The organism is Stackebrandtia soli (assembly GCF_965137155.1).
In the GTDB taxonomy this organism is placed as follows: Bacteria; Actinomycetota; Actinomycetes; order Mycobacteriales; family Micromonosporaceae; genus Stackebrandtia; species Stackebrandtia soli.
Map to the genome: position 1 here is coordinate 1 of NZ_CBCRZX010000057.1, position 19354 is coordinate 19354.

At 69.4% G+C, this 19354-nt stretch carries 18 protein-coding genes and 2 pseudogenes; 6 read left to right on the forward strand and 14 right to left on the reverse strand.

Translation table 11 applies throughout. From position 1 onward, the window contains the following. Positions 1–10: 10 nt before the first annotated feature. Positions 11–697 (reverse strand): DUF6348 family protein, encoded by a 687-nt coding sequence (locus ACM9NP_RS21605; RefSeq protein ID WP_415648589.1) that lies wholly within the window; start codon positions 695–697, stop codon positions 11–13. A gap of 227 nt (positions 698–924) precedes the next feature. On the opposite strand from ACM9NP_RS21605, the gene ACM9NP_RS21610 reads away from it, so the two are divergent. Next, positions 925–1332: a DUF3151 domain-containing protein gene (locus tag ACM9NP_RS21610; protein ID WP_415648590.1), complete on the forward strand. Its 408-nt coding sequence runs from the start codon at positions 925–927 to the stop codon at positions 1330–1332. A gap of 560 nt (positions 1333–1892) precedes the next feature. Next, positions 1893–2714: an HAD family hydrolase gene (locus tag ACM9NP_RS21615; protein WP_415648591.1), complete on the forward strand. Its 822-nt coding sequence runs from the start codon at positions 1893–1895 to the stop codon at positions 2712–2714. Between the two features lie 44 nt (positions 2715–2758). On the opposite strand, the gene ACM9NP_RS21620 is transcribed toward ACM9NP_RS21615, so the two are convergent. Beyond that, positions 2759–4498, reverse strand: a complete 1740-nt coding sequence (locus ACM9NP_RS21620) for a glycoside hydrolase family 35 protein (protein WP_415648592.1) — start codon at positions 4496–4498, stop codon at positions 2759–2761. A 93-nt stretch (positions 4499–4591) separates the two neighbouring features. On the opposite strand from ACM9NP_RS21620, the gene ACM9NP_RS21625 reads away from it, so the two are divergent. Next, entirely contained in the window at positions 4592–4948 is a 357-nt protein-coding gene (locus tag ACM9NP_RS21625; protein WP_415648593.1) for a hypothetical protein, read from the forward strand. A 20-nt stretch (positions 4949–4968) separates the two neighbouring features. Here ACM9NP_RS21625 and ACM9NP_RS21630 read toward each other — a convergent pair whose 3' ends face one another. Beyond that, complete coding sequence (locus ACM9NP_RS21630; protein WP_415648594.1) at positions 4969–6261, reverse strand: glycoside hydrolase family 36 protein; 1293 nt, start codon at positions 6259–6261, stop codon at positions 4969–4971. A 57-nt stretch (positions 6262–6318) separates the two neighbouring features. After that, positions 6319–6792, reverse strand: coding sequence for a MarR family transcriptional regulator (locus ACM9NP_RS21635; protein WP_415648595.1), 474 nt, complete (start codon positions 6790–6792; stop codon positions 6319–6321). A 58-nt stretch (positions 6793–6850) separates the two neighbouring features. Between ACM9NP_RS21635 and pip the strand changes: the two genes are divergently transcribed. Together pip and ACM9NP_RS21645 are read left to right on the forward strand one after the other, a co-directional pair. Then, a complete protein-coding gene (gene pip / locus ACM9NP_RS21640) occupies positions 6851–7810 on the forward strand; it encodes a prolyl aminopeptidase (RefSeq protein WP_415648613.1) in 960 nt (319 codons plus the stop codon). 186 nt (positions 7811–7996) lie between these two features. Beyond that, on the forward strand, positions 7997–9004 hold the full coding sequence (locus ACM9NP_RS21645) for a glycerophosphodiester phosphodiesterase family protein (RefSeq protein WP_415648596.1): 1008 nt from the start codon (positions 7997–7999) through the stop codon (positions 9002–9004). Positions 9005–9080: 76 nt separating this feature from the next. On the opposite strand, the gene ACM9NP_RS21650 is transcribed toward ACM9NP_RS21645, so the two are convergent. The 3 genes and pseudogenes from ACM9NP_RS21650 to ACM9NP_RS23980 form a co-directional block, all read right to left on the reverse strand. Then, positions 9081–10061: a bacteriocin fulvocin C-related protein gene (locus ACM9NP_RS21650; RefSeq protein WP_415648597.1), complete on the reverse strand. Its 981-nt coding sequence runs from the start codon at positions 10059–10061 to the stop codon at positions 9081–9083. Between the two features lie 338 nt (positions 10062–10399). Further along, the gene (locus ACM9NP_RS21655) at positions 10400–10804 is read right to left on the reverse strand and encodes a YchJ family protein (RefSeq protein ID WP_415648598.1); all 405 of its coding nucleotides are present in this window, start codon (positions 10802–10804) and stop codon (positions 10400–10402) included. A gap of 33 nt (positions 10805–10837) precedes the next feature. Continuing rightward, positions 10838–11565: pseudogene (locus tag ACM9NP_RS23980) on the reverse strand (Rv0361 family membrane protein); the annotation flags it as partial. A gap of 214 nt (positions 11566–11779) precedes the next feature. Between ACM9NP_RS23980 and ACM9NP_RS21660 the strand changes: the two are divergent. Further along, positions 11780–12082 carry a hypothetical protein gene (locus ACM9NP_RS21660; RefSeq protein WP_415648599.1) on the forward strand — a complete coding sequence of 101 codons (303 nt, stop codon included), beginning with the start codon at positions 11780–11782 and terminating at the stop codon, positions 12080–12082. A gap of 108 nt (positions 12083–12190) precedes the next feature. Here ACM9NP_RS21660 and ACM9NP_RS21665 read toward each other — a convergent pair whose 3' ends face one another. The 7 genes and pseudogenes from ACM9NP_RS21665 to ACM9NP_RS21695 form a co-directional block, all read right to left on the reverse strand. After that, a complete protein-coding gene (locus ACM9NP_RS21665; protein ID WP_415648600.1) occupies positions 12191–12895 on the reverse strand; it encodes a copper resistance CopC family protein in 705 nt (234 codons plus the stop codon). Further along, positions 12892–14595, reverse strand: a complete 1704-nt coding sequence (gene cydC / locus ACM9NP_RS21670) for a thiol reductant ABC exporter subunit CydC (protein WP_415648601.1) — start codon at positions 14593–14595, stop codon at positions 12892–12894. Before cydC ends, ACM9NP_RS21665 begins: the two co-directional genes overlap by 4 nt. Then, on the reverse strand, positions 14592–15258 hold a 667-nt coding region (locus ACM9NP_RS21675), incomplete at its 5' end, for an ATP-binding cassette domain-containing protein (RefSeq protein ID WP_415648602.1). The genes cydC and ACM9NP_RS21675, both read right to left, overlap by 4 nt. An 8-nt stretch (positions 15259–15266) precedes the next feature. Next, positions 15267–16373: pseudogene (locus tag ACM9NP_RS21680) on the reverse strand (ABC transporter transmembrane domain-containing protein); the annotation flags it as partial. Between the two features lie 37 nt (positions 16374–16410). Next, positions 16411–17361, reverse strand: coding sequence for a cytochrome d ubiquinol oxidase subunit II (locus ACM9NP_RS21685; protein ID WP_415648603.1), 951 nt, complete (start codon positions 17359–17361; stop codon positions 16411–16413). Beyond that, positions 17358–18653 carry a cytochrome ubiquinol oxidase subunit I gene (locus tag ACM9NP_RS21690; RefSeq protein ID WP_415648604.1) on the reverse strand — a complete coding sequence of 432 codons (1296 nt, stop codon included), beginning with the start codon at positions 18651–18653 and terminating at the stop codon, positions 17358–17360. The genes ACM9NP_RS21685 and ACM9NP_RS21690 overlap by 4 nt, the downstream gene beginning before the upstream one ends. A 309-nt stretch (positions 18654–18962) precedes the next feature. After that, positions 18963–19319, reverse strand: a complete 357-nt coding sequence (locus ACM9NP_RS21695) for a sterol carrier family protein (RefSeq protein WP_415648605.1) — start codon at positions 19317–19319, stop codon at positions 18963–18965. Positions 19320–19354: the final 35 nt, after the last annotated feature.

Genomic DNA, 19354 nt, shown 5'->3' on the forward strand with positions numbered 1-19354 from the left:
CGGCGGGACCCTATTCCCCGCTTGGGGTTCGTCCCACCAGGAGGGCGAAGGTCCGGCAGTACGCGGTGCCGTCGGCGCTGCGTGGCCAGTCGAGGGCCGCGAGCGCCTGGGACGCCTCGACGTTGCGGACGCCGTTGACGCGGACTTCGCTGGTCTCCCCGCCCTTCCTCGAACCGAAGAAGAGCTTGACTCCTACGAGGTGGTCGCGGGGTATTGCGCCGTCGAGGGCGGGGGCGATGCGCGCCAGCACATCGCCGTTCGCGGTCCAGGCCTGGAGTTCCCCGGCGTCGAACAGGCCGACGATCCCGCCATGGATGACGTGCCAGCCCGGTACGCCGGCCGAGTCGCCGTCGGCCAGGTGCGTGCCGAACTCCCCGTTCTGCACGAGGAGTTCCAGCACGGCCGTCCCAGTGGTCGACCACCAGCCGTCGACCGCGGTCTTCGCGACCTGCTCCGGTGTCTCCCCGAATCCGGCGGTGCAGTCGACGACGGTCGTGTCCTCGGGTCGGTCGACGTTCAACACGAAGTGCGGGTCGAAGTGGTTGTAGGCGTCGGTGTGGTTCTCGGCGAGAACGAGCGCGACGGTTCCGTTTCCACGGACGGTCAGGCCGTCGAGGGTCCACGGGGAGCCGGTGGCCTCGGACAGCTTGGCGGCGGCGGCAGCGATGAAGGCGTGACGATACGCTTCGAAAGGCATCGGACCACGGTACCGGCGCGTTCGTCGTTCCCGTCCGTGCGTGGTGGCTTGGGCCCCAACGGCTTCGGAGCCCCGGACCGCCGCACTGACACGGTGGACTTCTCGCGGCGTGTCGGTTCGCGTCGAGGTGAGACCTGATCGCGTTCGGCGGGTGTCGGTTTTTTGACACAACGACGCGCCTGGCACACTGGCGCCACATAACGGTTCGGTCAAGGAGGTTCCCTCACATGCCCACCCGCAGTCTGCTGCCGCAACCACCCCCCACCCTGCTCCCCGATGACGCGGAACAGTTGGCCTTCCTCGTCGAGCACGGTCCCGCCGAGGCGGCACGGCGCTACCCCAAGTTCTGCGCACCATGGGCGAAGCTCGCGAAGGCCGCCGCCGCGAACGGCGACGACCTGGCCGCCTACGCGTTCGCTCGCACCGGCTACCACCGTGGCCTGGATCAGTTGCGCGGCAGCGGATGGAAGGGCCACGGCCCCGTCCCCTGGTCGCACAAGCCGAATCGGGGCTTCCTGAAGGCACTGCACCGGCTCAGCGTGATGGCGTCCGAGATCGGCGAGGCGGACGAAGCCGCTCGGTGCGCCCAGTTTCTGCGCGACTGTGACCCCGCGGCGGCCGACGCACTGTCGTAGCGCTTCACGAGGCGACAAAGCGCGAGGCGACGAAGACGGCCCCTGGATTAACTCAAACCCAGGGGCCGTGTGGGGCCCAGCTCCGGGGGGGGATGAATGAGCTGGACCCGCCCAGCGGCCACGGGGGGGGAGGCAACCGCTGAGGTCATGTCGGCTTGGCGCCGAAGGGAGGAAAAGCGCCACATCCGTACGAATGACAAGCATGCCCGAATAAACCCACTTCGTCCATGGCCTGCGACAAGTACCACGGACGGTAGCGATCTAGATTCACGGGCCGCCACCCGGGGACTCGACCCCGCCACGGCACGGAACGACGAAGCCGCCGGTCCTGCGATCGGGTGCCGTCGACCTCGATCGCACGGCACCGGAGACGACCTCGCCCCGCACTAGCTGAGACGGCGTCCGGCGACCTCGGGAGGCTGGTCCGTCGGTGCGGACCGTGAACGCCCCGGGAAGCGTCGACTCCCACGGGCAACCCCGGTATTCGGACGAGTCCCCGCCGCTCACAGTCTCACCTCGCTCGACTTGAGGCAACGGGACAACCTCTAGACTCAGGTGATATGAGCCTTCGCAAACCGACCGGCGCGGCGTTCTTCGACCTGGACAAGACGGTGATCGCCAAATCGAGTGCGCTGGCATTCGGGCGTCCGCTGTATCACGGTGGTCTCATGGGGCGCCGCGAGGTGCTCAAGGCCGCGTACACCCAACTGGCCTACCTGATCGCCGGGGCCGACGACGATCAGATGGCGCGCACCCGTGACTACCTCGCCCAGCTGTGCCGCGGCTGGGAGGTGGAGCAGGTCAGCCAGATCGTCGCAGAGACGCTCGGAGAGTTGATCGACCCGTACATCTATGCCGAGGCCGTCGACCTCATCGCCGAGCATCGGGACGCGGGCCGGGACGTGGTACTGGTGTCCGCCTCGGGCGACGAGATGGTTCGGCCGATCGGCGCACTGCTCGGCATCGAGGACGTCATCGCCACCCGCATGGTTATCGAGGACGGTCGATACACCGGTGAGGTCGCGTTCTTCGCCGCCGGCCCCGCGAAGTCGGAGGCGATCACGGAGCTCGCCGCCGAACGGGGCTACGACCTGGCCGACTGCTACGCGTACTCGGATTCGGTGAGCGACCTGCCGATGCTGGAGACGGTCGGGCATCCGACCGCCGTGAACCCCGACCGGGCGCTCCGCAAGACCGCGACCGAGCGGGAATGGCCCATTATGGAATTCCGGCACCCGATCTCGTTGCGCCGGCGGCTCCAGGCGCTGCGAACGAAGCCCGCCGTCCCCGCCACCGTCGTCGGCGTCAGCATCGGCGCGGCCCTCGTCGGCGGCCTCATCTGGTACAGCCGCAACAGAAAGCGCCGTCAGCGCGTCGCGTGACCGGACGCGCGCGCCGGACTTCGTACTTCATCCATTGCGGACGACTAGATCGCCGGGGCGGCGCTGGTCGGCCCGAGTTCGGGCGTCGGTCGGATGTCGATCGACGTCGAGGTCGTGCCGTCGAGTTCGAGTACCACGATGTCGTTGGCTCCCCGTCGAAGCAGCGGCCAAGGCAGGTACAACGTCGACTGCGGGCCGCGGTCCCAGTATCGGCCGAGACAGAAGCCGTTGACCCACACGTAGCCCTTCGTCCAGCCCGGCAGCGCGACGAACGCGTCCCCCACCGCGTCCACATCGAATACTCCACGGTGGAATCTCGGACCCGCGGCGGCGCTCGTCGATCCCCACGGAACGCCCGCGATGTCGTCCAAGGGCAGGGGCGTGCACTCCCAGCCGTGCAGCGTCTGCAACCGATGGCGAACGGCCGCGACCCCCTTGCGCTCGCCGAGCAGCGGGCCGTAGTTGACCCGGCCCATCGACTCCACCACGATGTCCAGTGTGGCTTCGGGACCGTCGACTCCGATGTCGACGGCCGTCACACCGTCCCGTTCCAGTGTCGCGATGGGGCGTCCGTCCAGCATCACGAGCGCTCGGTCCGCCAACCCGTCCACGGTTAGGGGGCGAGCCTCCCTGGGCCCGCGCAAACGGTGCCGGTACCAGACGAGCCCGTTGTCGACGCCCAGTTCCTCGAATGACGACGGCATCGGACCGGTGGAAGGCGTCAAGGTCGCGGCCCAGTCCGCCAGCGCCACCGACTCCCCGAGCTCCACGGTGGACGCCGGGAGCACCGGCGTCGGCTCGGGGAGCTCCGAGACGATCGGCAGGTGTCCGGCGATGACGTCGCGATACCGGTGGTACTTCTCGGTGGGAACGCCGTGTTCGCTGATCGGGGCGTCGTAGTCGTAGGACGTGACCGTCGGCTGGAAGGCTCCGTCGTGATTGGCGCCGGACCAGCACCCGAAGTTGGTGCCGCCGACCGCCATGTAGATGTTGACCGACGCCCCCGACGACAACATCTCGTCCAGTGTGGAGGCGGCGTCGGCCGCGTCCCGCACGTGATGCGGCTCGCCCCAGTGGTCGAACCACCCGTTCCAGTACTCCATGCACCACGGGTGATCGTCGGGCCTGCGCCGTTCGAGCGCCGCGAAGGCCTCGGCCGGTTGGGAACCGAAGTTGACGGTGGCCATGACCCCGTCGATCGTTCCGCCCGTCAACATCGACGGCTCGGGTCCGTCCGATGTGAACAACGGAACGGTGATGTCGTGTGCGCGGGTCACCCCGGTCAGGTGCCGCAGGTATCCCTCGTCGCTGCCGTAGGAGCCGTACTCGTTCTCGATCTGGACGGCGATGACGTTGCCGCCGCGATCGACCTGATGCCGGGCGATCCGTGGCAACAGCACCGCGAACCACGCGTCGACGGCGGCCAGATAGTCGGGATCCTCGCACCGGAGCGGCGCCGTCGCGTCGGCGGCCCGAAGCCACGCGGGGAGGCCGCCGTTCTCCCACTCGGCGCAGATGTACGGTCCGGGTCGAACGATCGCCGCGAGCCCCGCGTCGGCAGCATTGGTCAGAAACCGTTCGAGGTCGGCGATCCCGGTGAAGTCGTGGTGCCCACGTCGACGCTCGTGCAGATTCCACGGCACATAGGTCTCGACGCAGTTCGCGCCCATCGCGGCGAGCAGGCCGAGCCGGTGGGGCCACTGCTCGGGCAGGGTTCGGAAGTAATGCATCGCCCCCGACACCACTGGCCGACCCCGACCCAGGAAATCATCAACACCCAACATGATCCAACACAATAGCCCATGTCGGGACCGCGACCAATGACCGCGGACGCTCGTCGAATCGACCGGGATGACGCCTGCTGGCATCATGAGGCCATGACCGACACCCCCAACGGTGACGACGCCCACCCCACGTCAGAACCCGACGCTGAGACTCCCGAGGCGGACGCGGACCACGACGCCGAGACGGAGCAGACGAAAGCAGAGCCGGACTCCGAGACGAACTACCTCGCGCTCGGACTGTCCCTCGGCCTGGCGTTCGGCGCCGCCTTGGGCCTGACCGTGTTCGACAACATCGCGCTCGGCGCGGGACTCGGGCTGTCCCTGGGGGTGGCGTTCGGCGCCGCCCTGGACGCCTCCAAAAAGGAGGCCTCAAATCAGGAGGCGGAGGCGGACGTCGACCGGCCCGACGAACCGCGGGCCGACGACTCGCCGCCGACCGACCGGACGTGACACCGGTACGACCGCGCGGCTCAGGCGAGCAGCTCGTCGAACGGCAGCGGCGCGGGTACGTCGGCCAGTAGACGACGGGTCGTGGTGAGGCCCCACTCGTCCAGCTCGTCGATTCCATCCGATATGGACCGCAGGCCGCCGAAGGCCTCGACCGTCGCCGCCCACTCCGCGCGTCGTTCCACACCGGGACGCGCGATGAGACAGTCCGGATCATTGACCCAGAACCGACCGTGCTGCCACGCTCGGCCCCGCGTGTTGAGGATGGCACCCGCCTGCGACGGCTGGCTCAGGTCGCCACCGGGCGGTTCATAGGAGGGCGCGATGTCCGGGCCGACGCGCATCGCGTCGACCAGGCCGACGCTGCCGAGGATCGGCGCACCGCAGCCGAGGAGGTAGGCGTCCGCCCCGACGACGTCGCGGATCGCGGCGAGCCCCGACCGATAGTCCGTGAGCGAGTCGAGCGCGCCCGCGTACAGGAAGTCGAGTTTGAAGTAGTCGAAACCCGCGTCGCGCAGCATCGTGAAGACCGTCGCCAGATGGTCGGCGGCGGCGTCCGGATTGACGCCGAAGGTGTCCCCGCCCCAGTTGTGCCCGGCGCGATCCGGGTACAACCACTCGGGGTGTCGTCGGGCGAGTTCGCTGGTGGCGCTCGCCAGAAACGGCGCGACCCAGATTCCGGGGCGACGGCCCGACTCGCGAATGCGCTCCGCGATACGGCTCAGTGAGCCGAACCGCTCCGAAGGACTGAGCCAGTCCCCGACGGCCGACTGCCAACCGTCGTCGATCTGGATCACGTCGACGGGCAGGTCCGCCTCACCGATCGCGTCGACGTTGCGATGGACGTCGTCGACGGTGACCCGCCGGTAGTACTGGTACCACGAGCACCACGCCGTCGGCGGCTGCCGAATGTACTCGACGCCGCAGGTCGCGGCGAACCGGTCGCCGAAGTCCGTCAGGGCCGACGCCATGTCGTCGGCGCCCTGGGAACGGACGAGGTCGTCGGCGCTCACGATGAGCACGTCTCCGTCCAGGCGGGCGCGGATCGACGGCACGGACACCGGCGATCCGGCCTCAAAGGACACGACGCGGCCGTCGCCGGAGTCGACGACGAGCAGACCCTCGCCTTGGAAACCCTCGGCTGGGGCGGGGCGACCCGGCCGATAGTTCTGGGTCAGGGAGTGCGCGGCGACGGGCCGATGCGACGTCGACGTGGCCGGATAGGCCGTGGTCGGGCTCCAACTCTGCCAACCATGTTCATAGACGCGTGCCCTCTTCGGATCGACGAACAGTCGCGCCACCTCGACAAACGCCATCGGACCAGTGTGCCGCAGGCCCCTGGGGCGGCGGACGAGGCGCGCCGGGCGGGGTGTTCAGCGCGCGGCGGCGTCGCGAATCCGGTCGGCGAAGGGGCGGCGGTCCAACGCACGCTCGACCTCCATCAGCAACGCGGTGAGCGGATGCGACAGCTCCGCCTCCAGTTCGCCCATGGCGGCCACGGTCGCGGCCCACTCGGCGTCCATCACGGTGTGGAAGCCCCTGAGCCGATCGGTCGCGTGGACGACGCGTTGACGGCCGTCCGCGCCGGGTTCGAGCGTGACGAGCCCGTCGTCCGCCATCCGCGCGACGGTCTGGCTGATCGCCGAATGGGTGACGTCGAGGGCGTCGGCGATAGCGCGGATCGGGCTCGGCCCGAGCTCCCGCAGGACACGGGCCACCGGCGTGTACCGGGGTTTGAAACCCGCCAGGCCGAGCTCGGCGTAGTACTCGGCGACGGCCCCGTCGAGACGTTCGAAGAGGTCGCGAAGGCGGGTGCCCGTGAGAGTGAGGGGTGAGGTCGCTGTCATCTCAGAAGTATAAGCGCTATTGTATTAGCGCTAACACGACTGGAGGCAATTCATGGACATGTATCCCCCATCCGAACCGTACGACCAGGGCGCTCTCGACGTCGGAGACGGCAACACGATCGCCTGGCGGCTGCACGGCAACCCGGACGGCAAACCCGCCGTCGCCCTGCACGGCGGCCCAGGCAGCGGCGCCGCTCCCTGGTACGCGCGCATGTTCGACCCCGCGAAGTACCGGATCCTGCTCTTCGATCAGCGGGGCGCCGGGGAGTCGACCCCGAGCGCGGCCGACTACGAGACCGACATGTCGGTGAACACGACGGACCACGTCGTCGCCGACATCGAACGACTTCGGAAGCTGTTCGACGTCGAGGCGTGGTTGGTGTTCGGGGCGTCGTGGGGTTCGGCCCTGGCGCTGACCTACGCGCAGCGGCATCCCGACGCGGTGAGCGAGATCGTCCTCTTCGGTGCCGGCACGAATCGCCGCTCCGAAGTGGAGTGGATGACGCGTGGCCTCGGTCGTTTCTTCCCTGAGGCGTGGGAGCGGTTCCGCGACGGTGCGCCGGAGAAACTGCGCGACGGGGATCTGTCGGCGGCGTACAACGTGCTGCTGGAGGACCCGGATCCGGTGGTGCGCGAGGCGGCCGCGCGGCGCTGGTGCGACTGGGAGGAGGCGATCGTCCAGATGGGAGACGAGTTCAAGCCGAACCCCCGGTTCGCCGATCCTCGTTTTCGCTATGGCTTCGCTCGCACCGTCACCCACTACTGGAGGCACGGCGCGTGGCTGGACGACCGGCCGATTCTATCCAACATGGATCTCATTAAGGACATCCCCGGGGTCATCGTGCACGGGGCCCTCGATCTGCAGGGGCCGTTGCGGACACCGTGGGAGGTGGACCGGGCCTGGCCCGCCGGGCGACTCGACGCCATCGGCGGGGGCGGGCACTGTGCGGGCGACAACATGGACGCGGCGGTCGTCGCCGCCACGGACGCCTTCGCCCGTTCATCGAAGATGGACTGATATTCGCCGATCCACCTCGTGCGCAAGGGGTGGCGCGAGTCGACGTCCGGCACGAAGACGAGCGGGCCCGGCCGTTCGTCGTTTCGGCACCTCGGCCTCGCTTCCGGATCGTTACGATGACGACATCGAAAGATGTCAATTCAACTCGGCGCCGTTCGCCAACCGCGCCGGAAAAGAGGTGCCACCGTGCGATATAGACACCTGCTCTCGGTCGGCGTGGCCGCCACCGCGCTGGCGTCGATCAGCGCCGCCCCCGCGCACGCCGACAACACCACGAATGCGACCAATCCATGGCTCGACCAGCGCGTCATGAACATGGCGCACTCCGGCGGCGAGATGGAGGCGCCGACGAACACCATGTACGCCTTCGAACGCGCCGTGGCGCTCGGGTCGGACATGATCGAGCTTGACGTACACTCCACAGTCGACGAGCAGCTCGTCGTCATCCACAACGCGACCGTTGACGAGACGACCGACGGGACCGGGAAGGTCGAGGACCTGACCCTCGCCGAGATCCAGACACTCGACGCCGCGTACAACTTCGTTCCCGACGTCGGCACGGACCCCGACCAGCCCGAAGACGCGTACACCCTGCGCGGCGTCCGCACCGGCGACGTCGCACCGCCCGACGGTCACACCGCCGACGACTTCGCGGCCCCGGCGCTCGCCGAGGTCTTCGAGCGGTTCCCCTTCACCCCGATCAACATCGAGATCAAGGGCAGCGGCACCCTCGACGTCGCGTCGTTCCTGCGCACGGCACGTCTGTTGGCGGACTTCCTGAACGCGTCCGGTCGGACCGACGTGATCGTGTCGTCGTTCAACGACCTCGCCGTCTCCGAGTTCCACGGTCTCGCCCCACAGATCGGGCTCGCGCCCGGAACCGCGGGCATCGCGGCGTACTTCTTCACCGGCGCCAAGCCGATCGACGGCACCGTCGCGTTGCAGATTCCCGTGACGCTCAACGGTTGGGTCAAGATCGCGACGCCGAAGTTCATCGCCCGCGCGCACGCCGACGGCTACGCGGTCCACATCTGGTTCTCCGGCACCGCGCCCGACGACGAGGCGACGTACAACGAACTCGTGGACGCGTGCGCCGACGCGCTCATGCCCGCCAGGCCCGCCCTGCTCGAGCGGATCCTGGACGACCGGGGCATCACCCGGCCCGGCCAGCCCGGCGTCGATCCCTGCGCCTGACACACCACGATGGCCATACTGGACTGATCAGTCCAGTATGGCCATCGTGGTGTTCGGATCCCTGTCGGGCCTTTCGTCAGATGCAGTTCGTCGAACTGGAGCAGCACAGGCCGTTGCACGCGTAGACCCAGTACGAGCCGCAGCCGGAGGACGTGTCCGAGCAGGTCTTGTACCGCTTCGTGCAGTACCGGCCGCTCGCGCAGTAGTCGGAGAAGTAGCTGCAGGTGCAGGCGGCGTTGGGCGTCACGTCCGAGGCGATCCCCGTCGACAGTGCCGGGCCGAGGTTGGCGAGGATGGCGGCGGCCTCGTCCTTGCCGAACGCCTCGATCGCCAGGTCGCGCAGTTCGCTGACGGCCGCCGAGGGCTCCGTCGCGCTGAACGTCGTCGTGTCGCGGGCGACCTCGATGAAGCGGTCCATCAGGGCGTCCTGTTCCGGCGTCATGGTGGGGTGCCCGGCGCGGTAGAGGTTCAGGTGCTCGACCCACAGCGCGCTCTGGACGTCGGGGGTGAGCTCGGAGAAGATCGCGCGACGGTAGTCCATCTGGTAGCGCGTCAGGTCGGCGTAGGTCGTCGGCAGGCGGTCCAGGTTCGCCTGGACCCATTCGCGGGCGGCCACGCACCGGTCGTCGGCGAACGCCGGCGTCCGTCCAGCGAGGACGATGCCTCCCGCGACGGCGAGACCGGCGCCGAGCTGGAGGAAGCGGCGGCGAGCCGTGCCGCCATCGCTGTCCGCCAAGGGATTGCGGACGTCATCACGGAGCTTTCCAAGGGCCTGAAGGACACGCACGGAGGCCTTGACGCCCAGTCGTCGCGTCAGGGGCAGGGCCATTCCGGCGCCCGTCCACGCGGTCACGTTCCCCTCGGACACCCGCAGCAGAGTGGGGGTCCACTCGGGATCTTCGCCGAGGGCCCTGCGTCGCCACTCCTCCACGTCGGGGCGGGACAACGGCAGCACCTCGAGCCGCCCGTCGCACGCGTTGAGCACGACTTCCGACACTTCGCGGCACGTCCCGCAGGACGCGTCGAACGCGAGCACCCAGGTTTCGACAACACTCATCGTCCACGCCTTTCTCGTATTTCCATATGGAATCGCGGTGTTCGGCGGGGCTGAACCGGGCAAACCGATCGGGGGGCACCCTCGAACACGATGGACCCTAGCAACGATGATCGTCGATGTCCATCACGGACAGTGACGGCGAAGCGGGCGGTGGGGTCGCCCCGGTCACTCGGAGGCAGCGGGTGATGGCCCGTTTTGCGCTGGTCGATGAAACAAAACCACAACGATCACCCACCCCCGAATCAACTACACAGAGTGAGGGAACGCTGAATATCCTCGGCCGTTCAGTTGATGATGTTTCGCCCATTCGGACGATAACCGAATCGAGTACCCGTCAGTCAGCGCACGAACTCGGCGTCCACATAGACCCACGAACCGTCGACCCGCTCGAAGCGGCTCTTCTCCTCGAAGCGGTAGTCCTCGCCCCGGTGACGGAAGGCCGCCCGGAACGTCACCGTCCCCGTGCGGTGGAACGGCGAACCGTCCCCGGTGTCGAGGATCTCCAACCGCGTCCAACGCTTGCCGTCGGCGAGGTCGAGCTCGTCGGGACGATGATCCGGGTGCCACGTCGCCGTGAGATAGGCCGCGTCGCCCACCGCGAATGCGCTGTATCGGGAACGCATCAGGGCTTCGGCGGTCGGGGCCGCAGCGCCCGCGTGGAACGGGCCGCAACAGTCGACGTATCGGCCTCCCCCACAGGGGCAGTCGATCGGGGTCGCGGGGCGGCTGACGTCTCGTGGCATGGCCACGATTGTGCCACCGGGTGGGTNCGGCGNCACGCGAAGGTGCAGATCTTCCACGCGTCCTCTTCGAGGACGAGCTGCGCCGTCACTTCCTTGGTCGAACCGTTGGCGGTCTGGTTGACGGTGACCTCGGCGGAGGTGCCGTCCTCGGCGATCGTCTCGCCGGTGATCTCGTACTCGGTCTGGTCGACCGCGTCCCACATCTGCTGCCACTGCTCGTCGGTCATGCCGGTCTCCTCGTACTCGGCGTACGTCGACGCGCACATCGTCGCGACGAGACCGTCCTGGTCGTGGGCCTTGGCGGCCGTGTAGTAGTCCTCGACGGTCGCGGTGGGCTTGCCCTCCTGCGATTCATCCGCCGAGTCGTCCTTCGTCTCGTCACCGGACGGTTCGTCACTCGTGACCGTCGTGGGTTCCTTGGCCTCGTCGTTCTTGGAGGCCGGGTCGAAGACGCCCATGAAGTACAGCGTCACACCGGTCGCGACGACGATCACGAAGGCGAGCAGGCCGACGAGCACGCCCGCGTTCGACTTCTTCTTCGGCGGCTCCGGCGGAAGGAAGCCGTCCACCTGCGGGGGCGGGCCGTACCCGCCACCGGGAGGCGTCATGCCGGGCGTACCACCACTGTGGTCACCGAACACGTCGGTGGGCTGCTGGTGCGGAGCCATACCCGGCTGTTGCCCGCCATCAGGGGACGTCGGCCAACCGGACTGCGGCTGCTGGTTCGGGTCGGGGTAGCCGCCCTGGGGTGGGTACGTCATGACTGTCCTTACAGGGGTTCGACGTTTTGCGGGGTAGCAGGCACTTTACCCGGATGCGGCAAACGATCTCCCCCGCTCGGGACGTGGAGACCGGAATCGGCGGGCGGCCGACCGACGTCCGCGTCCTCCGAGGGCGCGGCGCGGTGCCACGGTCCGAACCGACTCCGACGGTCGACCACGGCGCATAGGATGCGGGCCACCGCGAAGGAGGACCATGCCCGCAGAGTTCCACTATCGACTATCAGCGCCGGTCGACACGGTGTGGCCGACCCTGGCCCCCGCCGTCATCACGGTGTGCCCCGACGCCGACGTCTCGGAGATCCCCCGCCTGTTCCGAGTCAGCGCGTCCACTTTGTATCGGTCGCCGACTCTGGTGGCGATGACGCTGGCGCCCGCAGAGGACGACACCAGCGCGCTCCGAGTCCTCGTGACGACGATGCACATCACGACGACACGAACGAAGCGGCGCCTCGCCGACGACATCGCGCGGGCGGCTGCCCACGCGCTTCACCGCTAGAACCGACCGCGCGACGACGCGACGGTCACCTCCGTAGCGCGGTCGGAACCTCGGCCTCGCAACGGTTCGGGATATAGCAGCCGTGCGATTCGGCGACGGACGACACGGTCACGGACGGGGAGGGCGACGGCCCGACATGACCACGACTGCGACGACGACACCGCCGAGGACCGCCGCGCCGACGAGGTACCAGACCCAGTGCGGGCCGTCACCGTCGTCGGCCGCGTCCGGCCCGGCACTCGTCGCCCCCGGCGCGGGGGATCGGGGCGCGTCGGCATTGCCCGGCGGAACGCTCGCGACACTGAACTGAAGCGTGCCTTCGACCGGGTGCCCGTCGACGGAGACGAGCCGATACGAGACCGTGTACTCCCCCGCCACCGGCAGCGTGACCGCCTGCGTCACCTCATCACCGTCGAATATGGCCGGATCGAGGATCAGCGTGTCGCCCCCCGGGATGACGACGGCCAACTGCGTCGACGCCGGGTCGAGCTCTTCGGAGAACGTGAGCGTGATGGTGTCGGGCGCGTCGTCGAGCGCGGCGCCGTCGGCCGGGTCGGATGACAGCAGTTGCGCGTGCGCCCACGCGGGGGCGGGCCCGAACAGCACCGCGAACGCGGCGGCGAGCGTGACGACCAGGGCGAGTTGGGAGAACCTCCCCCGTGACGAACGGGTTCCGCGTGGACGCGGAGCAGGGCGAAGACCGTCCTGCCCACCGGGGTCGCACGTGGGGGAACCGACAATGCCGCGAAGCGTCGCCCGGGGCGCACGCAGCGGAGAACGGGGTACACGCCCTGGAGCGCGAACGGCGGTCATATGGCTGAGCCTGTCCTGTCTATGGTCGATTGTGGTTGTGCCTGGTGGTAGTAGCCGCCGCGATCCATGAGTTGATCGTGCGTGCCCCGTTCGACGACGCGGCCGTCGTCGAGGACGACGATCTCGTCGAGTTGGTCGAGTCCCCGCAGGCGGTGCGTGACGAGCAGCAGGGACCGGCCCTCCGTGGCGGCGAGCAGGTCCCGGGTCACGGCGTCGGCGGTGGCGTCGTCGAGATGCTCGGTGGGTTCGTCGAGGACGAGGACGGCGTGGTCGGCGAGGAGCGCGCGGGCGAGGAGGAGGCGCTGCCGTTGACCGCCGGACAGTTCCGCGCCGTCGTCGCCGGGCCACAGGTCGAGTCGATCGGCCCAGTCGGGCAGACCGGCGGCGGCGAGCGCGGCGGCGAGCCGGTCGTCGTCGGCTTCGGGGGCGGCGACGCGGAGGTTGTCGCGGATCGTCACGGCGAAGACGTGTGCGTCGGCGGTCATGCCGCCGATGACGGTGCGCACGTCGTCCCCGGTGAGCCGGTCCATGTCGACTCCGCCGAGGGTCACCGTGCCGGATCCGATGGGGACGAAACGGGTGAGCATCGACAGGAGCATCGTCTTGCCGCCGCCGCTGGGGCCGACGATCGCGACGCGACGGCCGGGCGGCAGGTCGAGGTCGACGGTCGCCCCGGCGTCGACGCGCCCACCGATCGCGGGCCGGGCGCCGCGCAGGCGCAGGGTCGGGTCGGTCGGCAGGGGCAACGGCTCGGCCGGATCGGGGACGGTGGGCGGCAGGTCGAGGATGTCGACGAGGCGACGGGCGCTGGCGCGGATGTCGACGAGTCGTTTCGCGGCGGCGGGGAGCACCGCGACGGACTCGAACGCGACGAGGACGGTCAGCGCGAGAACCGCGGTCATGACGCCGAGGTCGGGCGCGGTCAACGCGACGGCGATGACGGTGACGCCCGCGACGAGCGTGCCGAGCGCGGTCGTGACGGTGGCGGAGGCTGCGCCGCGACGTTCGGCGTCGGCGAGGGCGTCCGCGTCGGCGGAGGCGCGTTGGGCGGCGATTTCGGTGGCGCCGTAGGCGGCGAGGTCGCGTTCACCGCGCACGAGGTCGACGGCGGAGGCGGCCAACGCGCCGCGGTGGACGGCGGTGTCGCGGGCGGCGCGGTCGGCGGTCCGGGACGCGACGACGGGCAGGGCGACTCCGGCGAGGAGTAGTCCGCAGGCGGCGACGGCGGCGGCCGGCGGCGAGAAGAAGGCGACGAAGGTCAGGGTGGCCGCGCCGACGACAACGGCCGTCCAGATCGGAGTGAAGACGCGGAGGACGAGATCCTGGATCGCGTCGACGTCGGTGACAAGGCGGTTCAACAGGTCCGGCCCGCCGAACACACGGCTGGTGGCGGGCACGAGCGGCGCGATCGCGCTGAAGACGCGCCCACGGAGCGCGGCGAGCGCCCGCAGCACGGCGTCGTGACCGACGAGTCGGTCGAGATAACGCAGGACGCCCCGGCTGATCGCGAAGGTGCGGACGGCGACGATCGCGACGGACAGGGCGGTCAGCGGTGGCGCCGAGGCGGCCGTGGCGAGGAGCCACGCGGCGGTCGCGATGAGGGCGATGCCGGACAGTTCGGCTCCCGCGCCGATGAGCCCCGCGAGCGCGATGCGGGGCAGGTGCGGGGAGATGAGCCGAAGCATCCGCAGTTCGATCACGGGGTCACCACCGTACGACCTGCCGAGGTGACGGACTTCGACTGCGCGGCAGGGGAAGGACGCGCCACCGCGCGTTCGCTGATCCGGCCGCGTTCGACGTGCCAGACGCGGTCGGCGCCGTCGAGCATCGCGGCGCGGTGCGCGACGACGAGCGCGGTCCGTCCCTTGAGGAGTTCACCTGTCGCGGCGGTCACGGCGGCCTCGGAGGCGGCGTCGAGGCTCGCCGTCGGCTCGTCGAGGAGCACGATCGGGCAGTCGAGGACGCGCAGGCGCAGAAACGCGCGGGCGAGGGCGATGCGGCGGGCCTGGCCGGTCGAGAGGCCGTGGCCGGATTCGCCGAGCGCGGTGTCGAGACCGTCGGGCAGTTCGGCCAGGAACTCGGTGGCACGGGCCGCGTCGAGCGCGGCGGCGACGTCGGCGTCGCCGGCGTCGGGTTGCCCCAGGCGCACATTGTCGGCGACGGTCATCGCGAAGAGGTGCGGCCGTTGCGGAACCCATGCGATCCGCCTGAGCCATTGGTCGGCGTCGATGGACGTGACGCTGTCCCCGCCGTAGGTGACCGAGCCCGACGCCAGTGGGGCGAAGCCGAGCAGGAGGTTGAGCAGGGTCGTCTTGCCCGCTCCACTCGGCCCGATGAGGGCGATGGTCTCGCCGGGGCGGACGNCGGCGCNCGCGCGGTCGAGGGCGGGCTCGGCGCGGCCCGGGTAGGCGACGGTGACGTCGGTGAAGGCGATGGCGTGTTCGGGGTTGCTCATCGGCGGTTCCTGACGGGGAATGACGTCTCGGTCCGGTGCCGCGTCGCGGTCCGCGTCCGATTCGTCCACTGTGTTGTCACTGTGGGGCGTACGGCTGAAGTCGATGACGGCGAAGGCTTCGGTGACCGCGGACAGGCCTTCGCCCGCCGCGTGGAACTGGGTGCCCATCGCGCGCAGCGGCAGGTACACCTCGGGCGCGAGCAGCAGGATCAGGAAGGCCGTGCGCAGGTCGAGCTGCCCGTCCAGCAGTTGCAGTCCGACGGGTACGGCGATGAGCGCGACGGAGACCGTCGCGACGAGCTCCAGGACCAGCGCGGACAGGAACGCGACGCGCAAGGTCTCCACCGTGGCGCGCCGGTAGTCGTCGGCAACGCGGCGGACGGACTCGGCGGTCGCCGCGACCCTCCCGAAGACCCGCAGGGTCGACAGTCCGCTCACGACGTCGAGGAAGTGGCCGCCGAGCCGCGACAGCGTCCGCCACTGCCGATCGGTCTTCGCCTGCGTGTGCCAACCGATCAGGATGCCGAAGATCGGGATCAGCGGCACCGTGAGCAGGACGACGATGAGCGAGGCGAGGTCGTTGAAGGCGAAGACGACGAGCACGGTCAGCGGCACGAACGCCGCGAGCGTCAGCTGCGGAAGATAGCCGGTCAGATAGGCGTCGACGCCGTCGACGCCGCGCGTGAGCAGGGTGACGGTGGAACCGGCGTCGGCCCGCGAGTCGCGCCGGTCGCGGTGGGCCAGCGCGTCCACCACGTCACGACGCAACTGGGCCTTGACGGCGGCGGCGCTGCGGGCGGCGAGCGTGCCGGAGACCCAGGACAGGCCAGCCCGGCCCGCGATGACCGCGGCGAGAACGGCGGCGGTCGAACCGACCGCGCCGAGGTCGCCGGTGCCGGCGACGAGGTCGGCGAGGAGGCCCGACAGGACGACCGCCTGGGCGACGATGAGCCCGGCTCCGATCATCGCGACCACGGCCGCCGCGCGCAGGTAGCGGCGCAGCGGTGGCAGCCGGGCCATCATGGTCGGGTCGATGGGACGCACAGCAGCGATTCTACGTCTAGTAGAAGTTGGGTCGACGTGGCGCCCGGCGCCAGATCCACCACGTCGCGGCCTGGAAGGCCAGGAGGACCGGCAGGAGGGGCACCACCGCCGCCGTCATGAACGCCAGCGACACGTCGCCCGCGATCGCCGCGGCGAAGGTCACCGACTCTCCTCCGGAATGGACGACGAGATACGGCGCGGTCGCGGCGCCGACGATGAGCACCGGCATCGCCGCCGCGGCCCCGGACGCGACCAGCCCGATCCCGAGGCGTCCCGCCCGCACGGCCCTCCCGGCGGCGCCGACCGACGCGGCGAGGACGCCCGCTCCGGCGACGGCGAACACCGGGTTGCGGATCGCGTCACCGTCGAGCGCGGCCGCGAGCCCCGTCACGACGACGAGAACGACGGCGGGATGGACCATTCGCGTCGCGATCCGACGCGCGCGCTCGGCGACCACCCCATGGGTGCGCGACGCCAACAGGACCGCCCCGTGGAGGACGAACAGCGCCACCATCAGCAGCCCGAACAGGATCGGCAGCGGCCCGATCCGCACCGGCAGGCCCTGCAACAACGCCCCGAACGCCGCACCCCACCCGATGCCGATGAGGACGCCCGCCGCGACGATGACGCCGTCGACGAGGCGTCTCGCCCCCGACAACCGCGACCGCAACTGCACGAGCGCGGTGAACGCCACGATCGCGCCGATGAGACCGATCAGGATGGGATACAACCCGGACAGGAGGACCCCGTCGGCGAGAGGGAAGGCGCCGAGCAGCAGGCCGAGTCCCGCGACGAGCCAGACCTCGTTGCCGAGGAAGAACGGGCCGAGCGCGCCGAGCGCGTACCGCCGCTCGACATCGGTCCGGGCGACGGCCGTCAGCAGCGAACCGACGCCGTAGTCGTACCCGGCGAGCGCGAAGTACCCGGCGAAGACGAGCCCGAGCAGGATGACGAAGGTCTCGGTCATGACGGACCGTCCTTTACGAGAGTCGAGGGGGAGACGGCCGCGTCTGGGCCGAGCAGGGCGCCGCCGTACGTGAAGATCGGTCGATTCGGCCCGGCGACGGCGTTGCGGGCGATGAGCCACCAGTTGGTGACGAGGAGCGTCAACCCGATCGCCGTGAACACCACAAAGGACGTCCACATGGTACTGACGCTGTGATCGCTGACCGCGTCGGCGGTGCGTTGGACGCCGTAGACGATCCAGGGTTGGCGCCCCAGTTCCCGGAACAGCCAACCGCTCAAGGCGGCGACGAACGGCAGCGGCAGCGCCAGCCAGAACAACGGCATCACCCACCACAGCCGCGCGGAGAGCTTGCCGAAGACGAGCGGGGACATGAGGAACATGAACGGCTGCCCCAGCTCCGCGATCATCATCATGACCAGGAACAGCGCGAACAGACCGGGACCGCCGACCCAGTCGCCCTCACCGAAACGCTCCGTCAGCAACGCGTTGACCTCGGCGGCCTTGGTGGAATTGCTGAGCGCGTCCATGGTCTTCGCGGGTTGGTTCTCGGTGACGACGCCGTACTGGGCCCAGCCGGTGCCGAAGGCCCACGTCATGCCGAACAGCCCCAGCAGGAAACCGAGCCGGAACGAACGGACGTAGAAGTCGCGCTCGGCGGTCCTGCGAAACAGGTGCGCGGAACTGACGACGACGATGATCACCCCACCGGCGGCGAGACCGGCGCCGATGACGTGCAGGAAGGCCATGAGCGCGTTCGGATTGGCGATGAGCGCTCCGACGTCGGTGAGGTTCGCGCGTCCATCGGCGAGTTCGTAGCCCCGTGGATCCTGCATGAAGCCGTTGGCGACGAGCACCCAGAACGCCGAGGCGTACGCGGTGAACGCGACGAGCCAGATCAGGGCGAGGTGCACGCCTCGGTTCAGGCGCTCCCAGCCGAATATCCACAGTGCCAGGAAGGTGGACTCCGCCACGAAGGCGACGAGCGTCTCGACCGCCAGCGGCGCGCCGAAGACGTCGCCGACGAGGTGGGAGAGGCCGCTCCAGTTCGTGCCGAACTGGAACTCCATGACGATGCCGGAGGCGATGCCGACCGCGTAGTTGATGACGTACAGCAGGCCCCAGTACCTGGTCATCCGGTACAGCAGTTCGCGTTTCGCGGCGTCCCTAGTGAAGAAGGCGCGGGTTTGCAGGATGACGACGGCCACGACGAGCCCGAGCGTCACCATCACGAACAGCCAGTGGATCGCCGTGGTCGTGGCGAACTGCAATCGAGCCAGATCGAGGGCGGTCACGCGACATCACCGACCCGAGACACCCATAGGTAGACATTCAACATATTGCCAGACTACATGTAGGCGCAAACACTATCAACGAGCAAGGAGGCGACCCACGAATCGCCTGCTCGTGATGGCACGAGAAGGGCCAGCGCCCGAAGGGCACCTCTCGGGACGGCACCCCAGCTTCGGCTTGGTGGGGCGACGNACGGNNCCGCAACNCGAACCACGGGCAGGAAGAAAGACCCACCAAGCCGCGAAACACAACCACCGACCAACCAAGACGCACCCCGGCCGGGGGTGAGGTGGTACCGGACTGCGGAAGTCCTAGGGCGTCAAGGGGAGTAGGTCGGTCAGGTCGGCTCGGGTACCGCTGGCGTGGACGGCGCCGGTGGCGACGGCCTCGGCGAAGTCGAGCCGACCGGCCGCGAGTTCGAGGAACGTCAACGGATCGCACTCGACGACGTTGGGCGGCGTCCCGCGCGTGTGTCGAGGACCGGCGATGATCTGGACGGCCGCGAACGGCGGTATCCGCACCTCGACGGTCTTCCCCGGGGCGATCTCGGCGAGTCTGGCCACGAGCGCCCGAACGGCGTCGCGCTGCAGCGCGCGCGACGGTCCTTCGGGGGTGTCGAGCGCGGCGAACGCGGCTTCGATCACGGTGGTGTTCGTCGAGTTCTCCACGGAACAGCACTGTATGCGGCGCCCCCGACAGGATG

What these genes read in the sequence shown, in the direction of transcription:
- ACM9NP_RS21615 (WP_415648591.1), top strand. Translation starts at nt 1,893, where the DNA reads ATGAGCCTTCGCAAACCGACCGGCGCGGCGTTCTTCGACCTGGACAAG.
- ACM9NP_RS21620 (WP_415648592.1), bottom strand. Translation starts at nt 4,498, where the DNA reads ATGTTGGGTGTTGATGATTTCCTGGGTCGGGGTCGGCCAGTGGTGTCG.
- ACM9NP_RS21630 (WP_415648594.1), bottom strand. Translation starts at nt 6,261, where the DNA reads ATGGCGTTTGTCGAGGTGGCGCGACTGTTCGTCGATCCGAAGAGGGCA.
- ACM9NP_RS21635 (WP_415648595.1), bottom strand. Translation starts at nt 6,792, where the DNA reads ATGACAGCGACCTCACCCCTCACTCTCACGGGCACCCGCCTTCGCGAC.
- ACM9NP_RS21685 (WP_415648603.1), bottom strand. Translation starts at nt 17,361, where the DNA reads ATGACCGAGACCTTCGTCATCCTGCTCGGGCTCGTCTTCGCCGGGTAC.
- ACM9NP_RS21660 (WP_415648599.1), top strand. Translation starts at nt 11,780, where the DNA reads ATGCCCGCAGAGTTCCACTATCGACTATCAGCGCCGGTCGACACGGTG.
- ACM9NP_RS21605 (WP_415648589.1), bottom strand. Translation starts at nt 697, where the DNA reads ATGCCTTTCGAAGCGTATCGTCACGCCTTCATCGCTGCCGCCGCCGCC.
- ACM9NP_RS21610 (WP_415648590.1), top strand. Translation starts at nt 925, where the DNA reads ATGCCCACCCGCAGTCTGCTGCCGCAACCACCCCCCACCCTGCTCCCC.
- ACM9NP_RS21665 (WP_415648600.1), bottom strand. Translation starts at nt 12,895, where the DNA reads ATGACCGCCGTTCGCGCTCCAGGGCGTGTACCCCGTTCTCCGCTGCGT.
- ACM9NP_RS21655 (WP_415648598.1), bottom strand. Translation starts at nt 10,804, where the DNA reads ATGCCACGAGACGTCAGCCGCCCCGCGACCCCGATCGACTGCCCCTGT.
- ACM9NP_RS21650 (WP_415648597.1), bottom strand. Translation starts at nt 10,061, where the DNA reads ATGAGTGTTGTCGAAACCTGGGTGCTCGCGTTCGACGCGTCCTGCGGG.
- pip (WP_415648613.1), top strand. Translation starts at nt 6,851, where the DNA reads ATGTATCCCCCATCCGAACCGTACGACCAGGGCGCTCTCGACGTCGGA.
- ACM9NP_RS21625 (WP_415648593.1), top strand. Translation starts at nt 4,592, where the DNA reads ATGACCGACACCCCCAACGGTGACGACGCCCACCCCACGTCAGAACCC.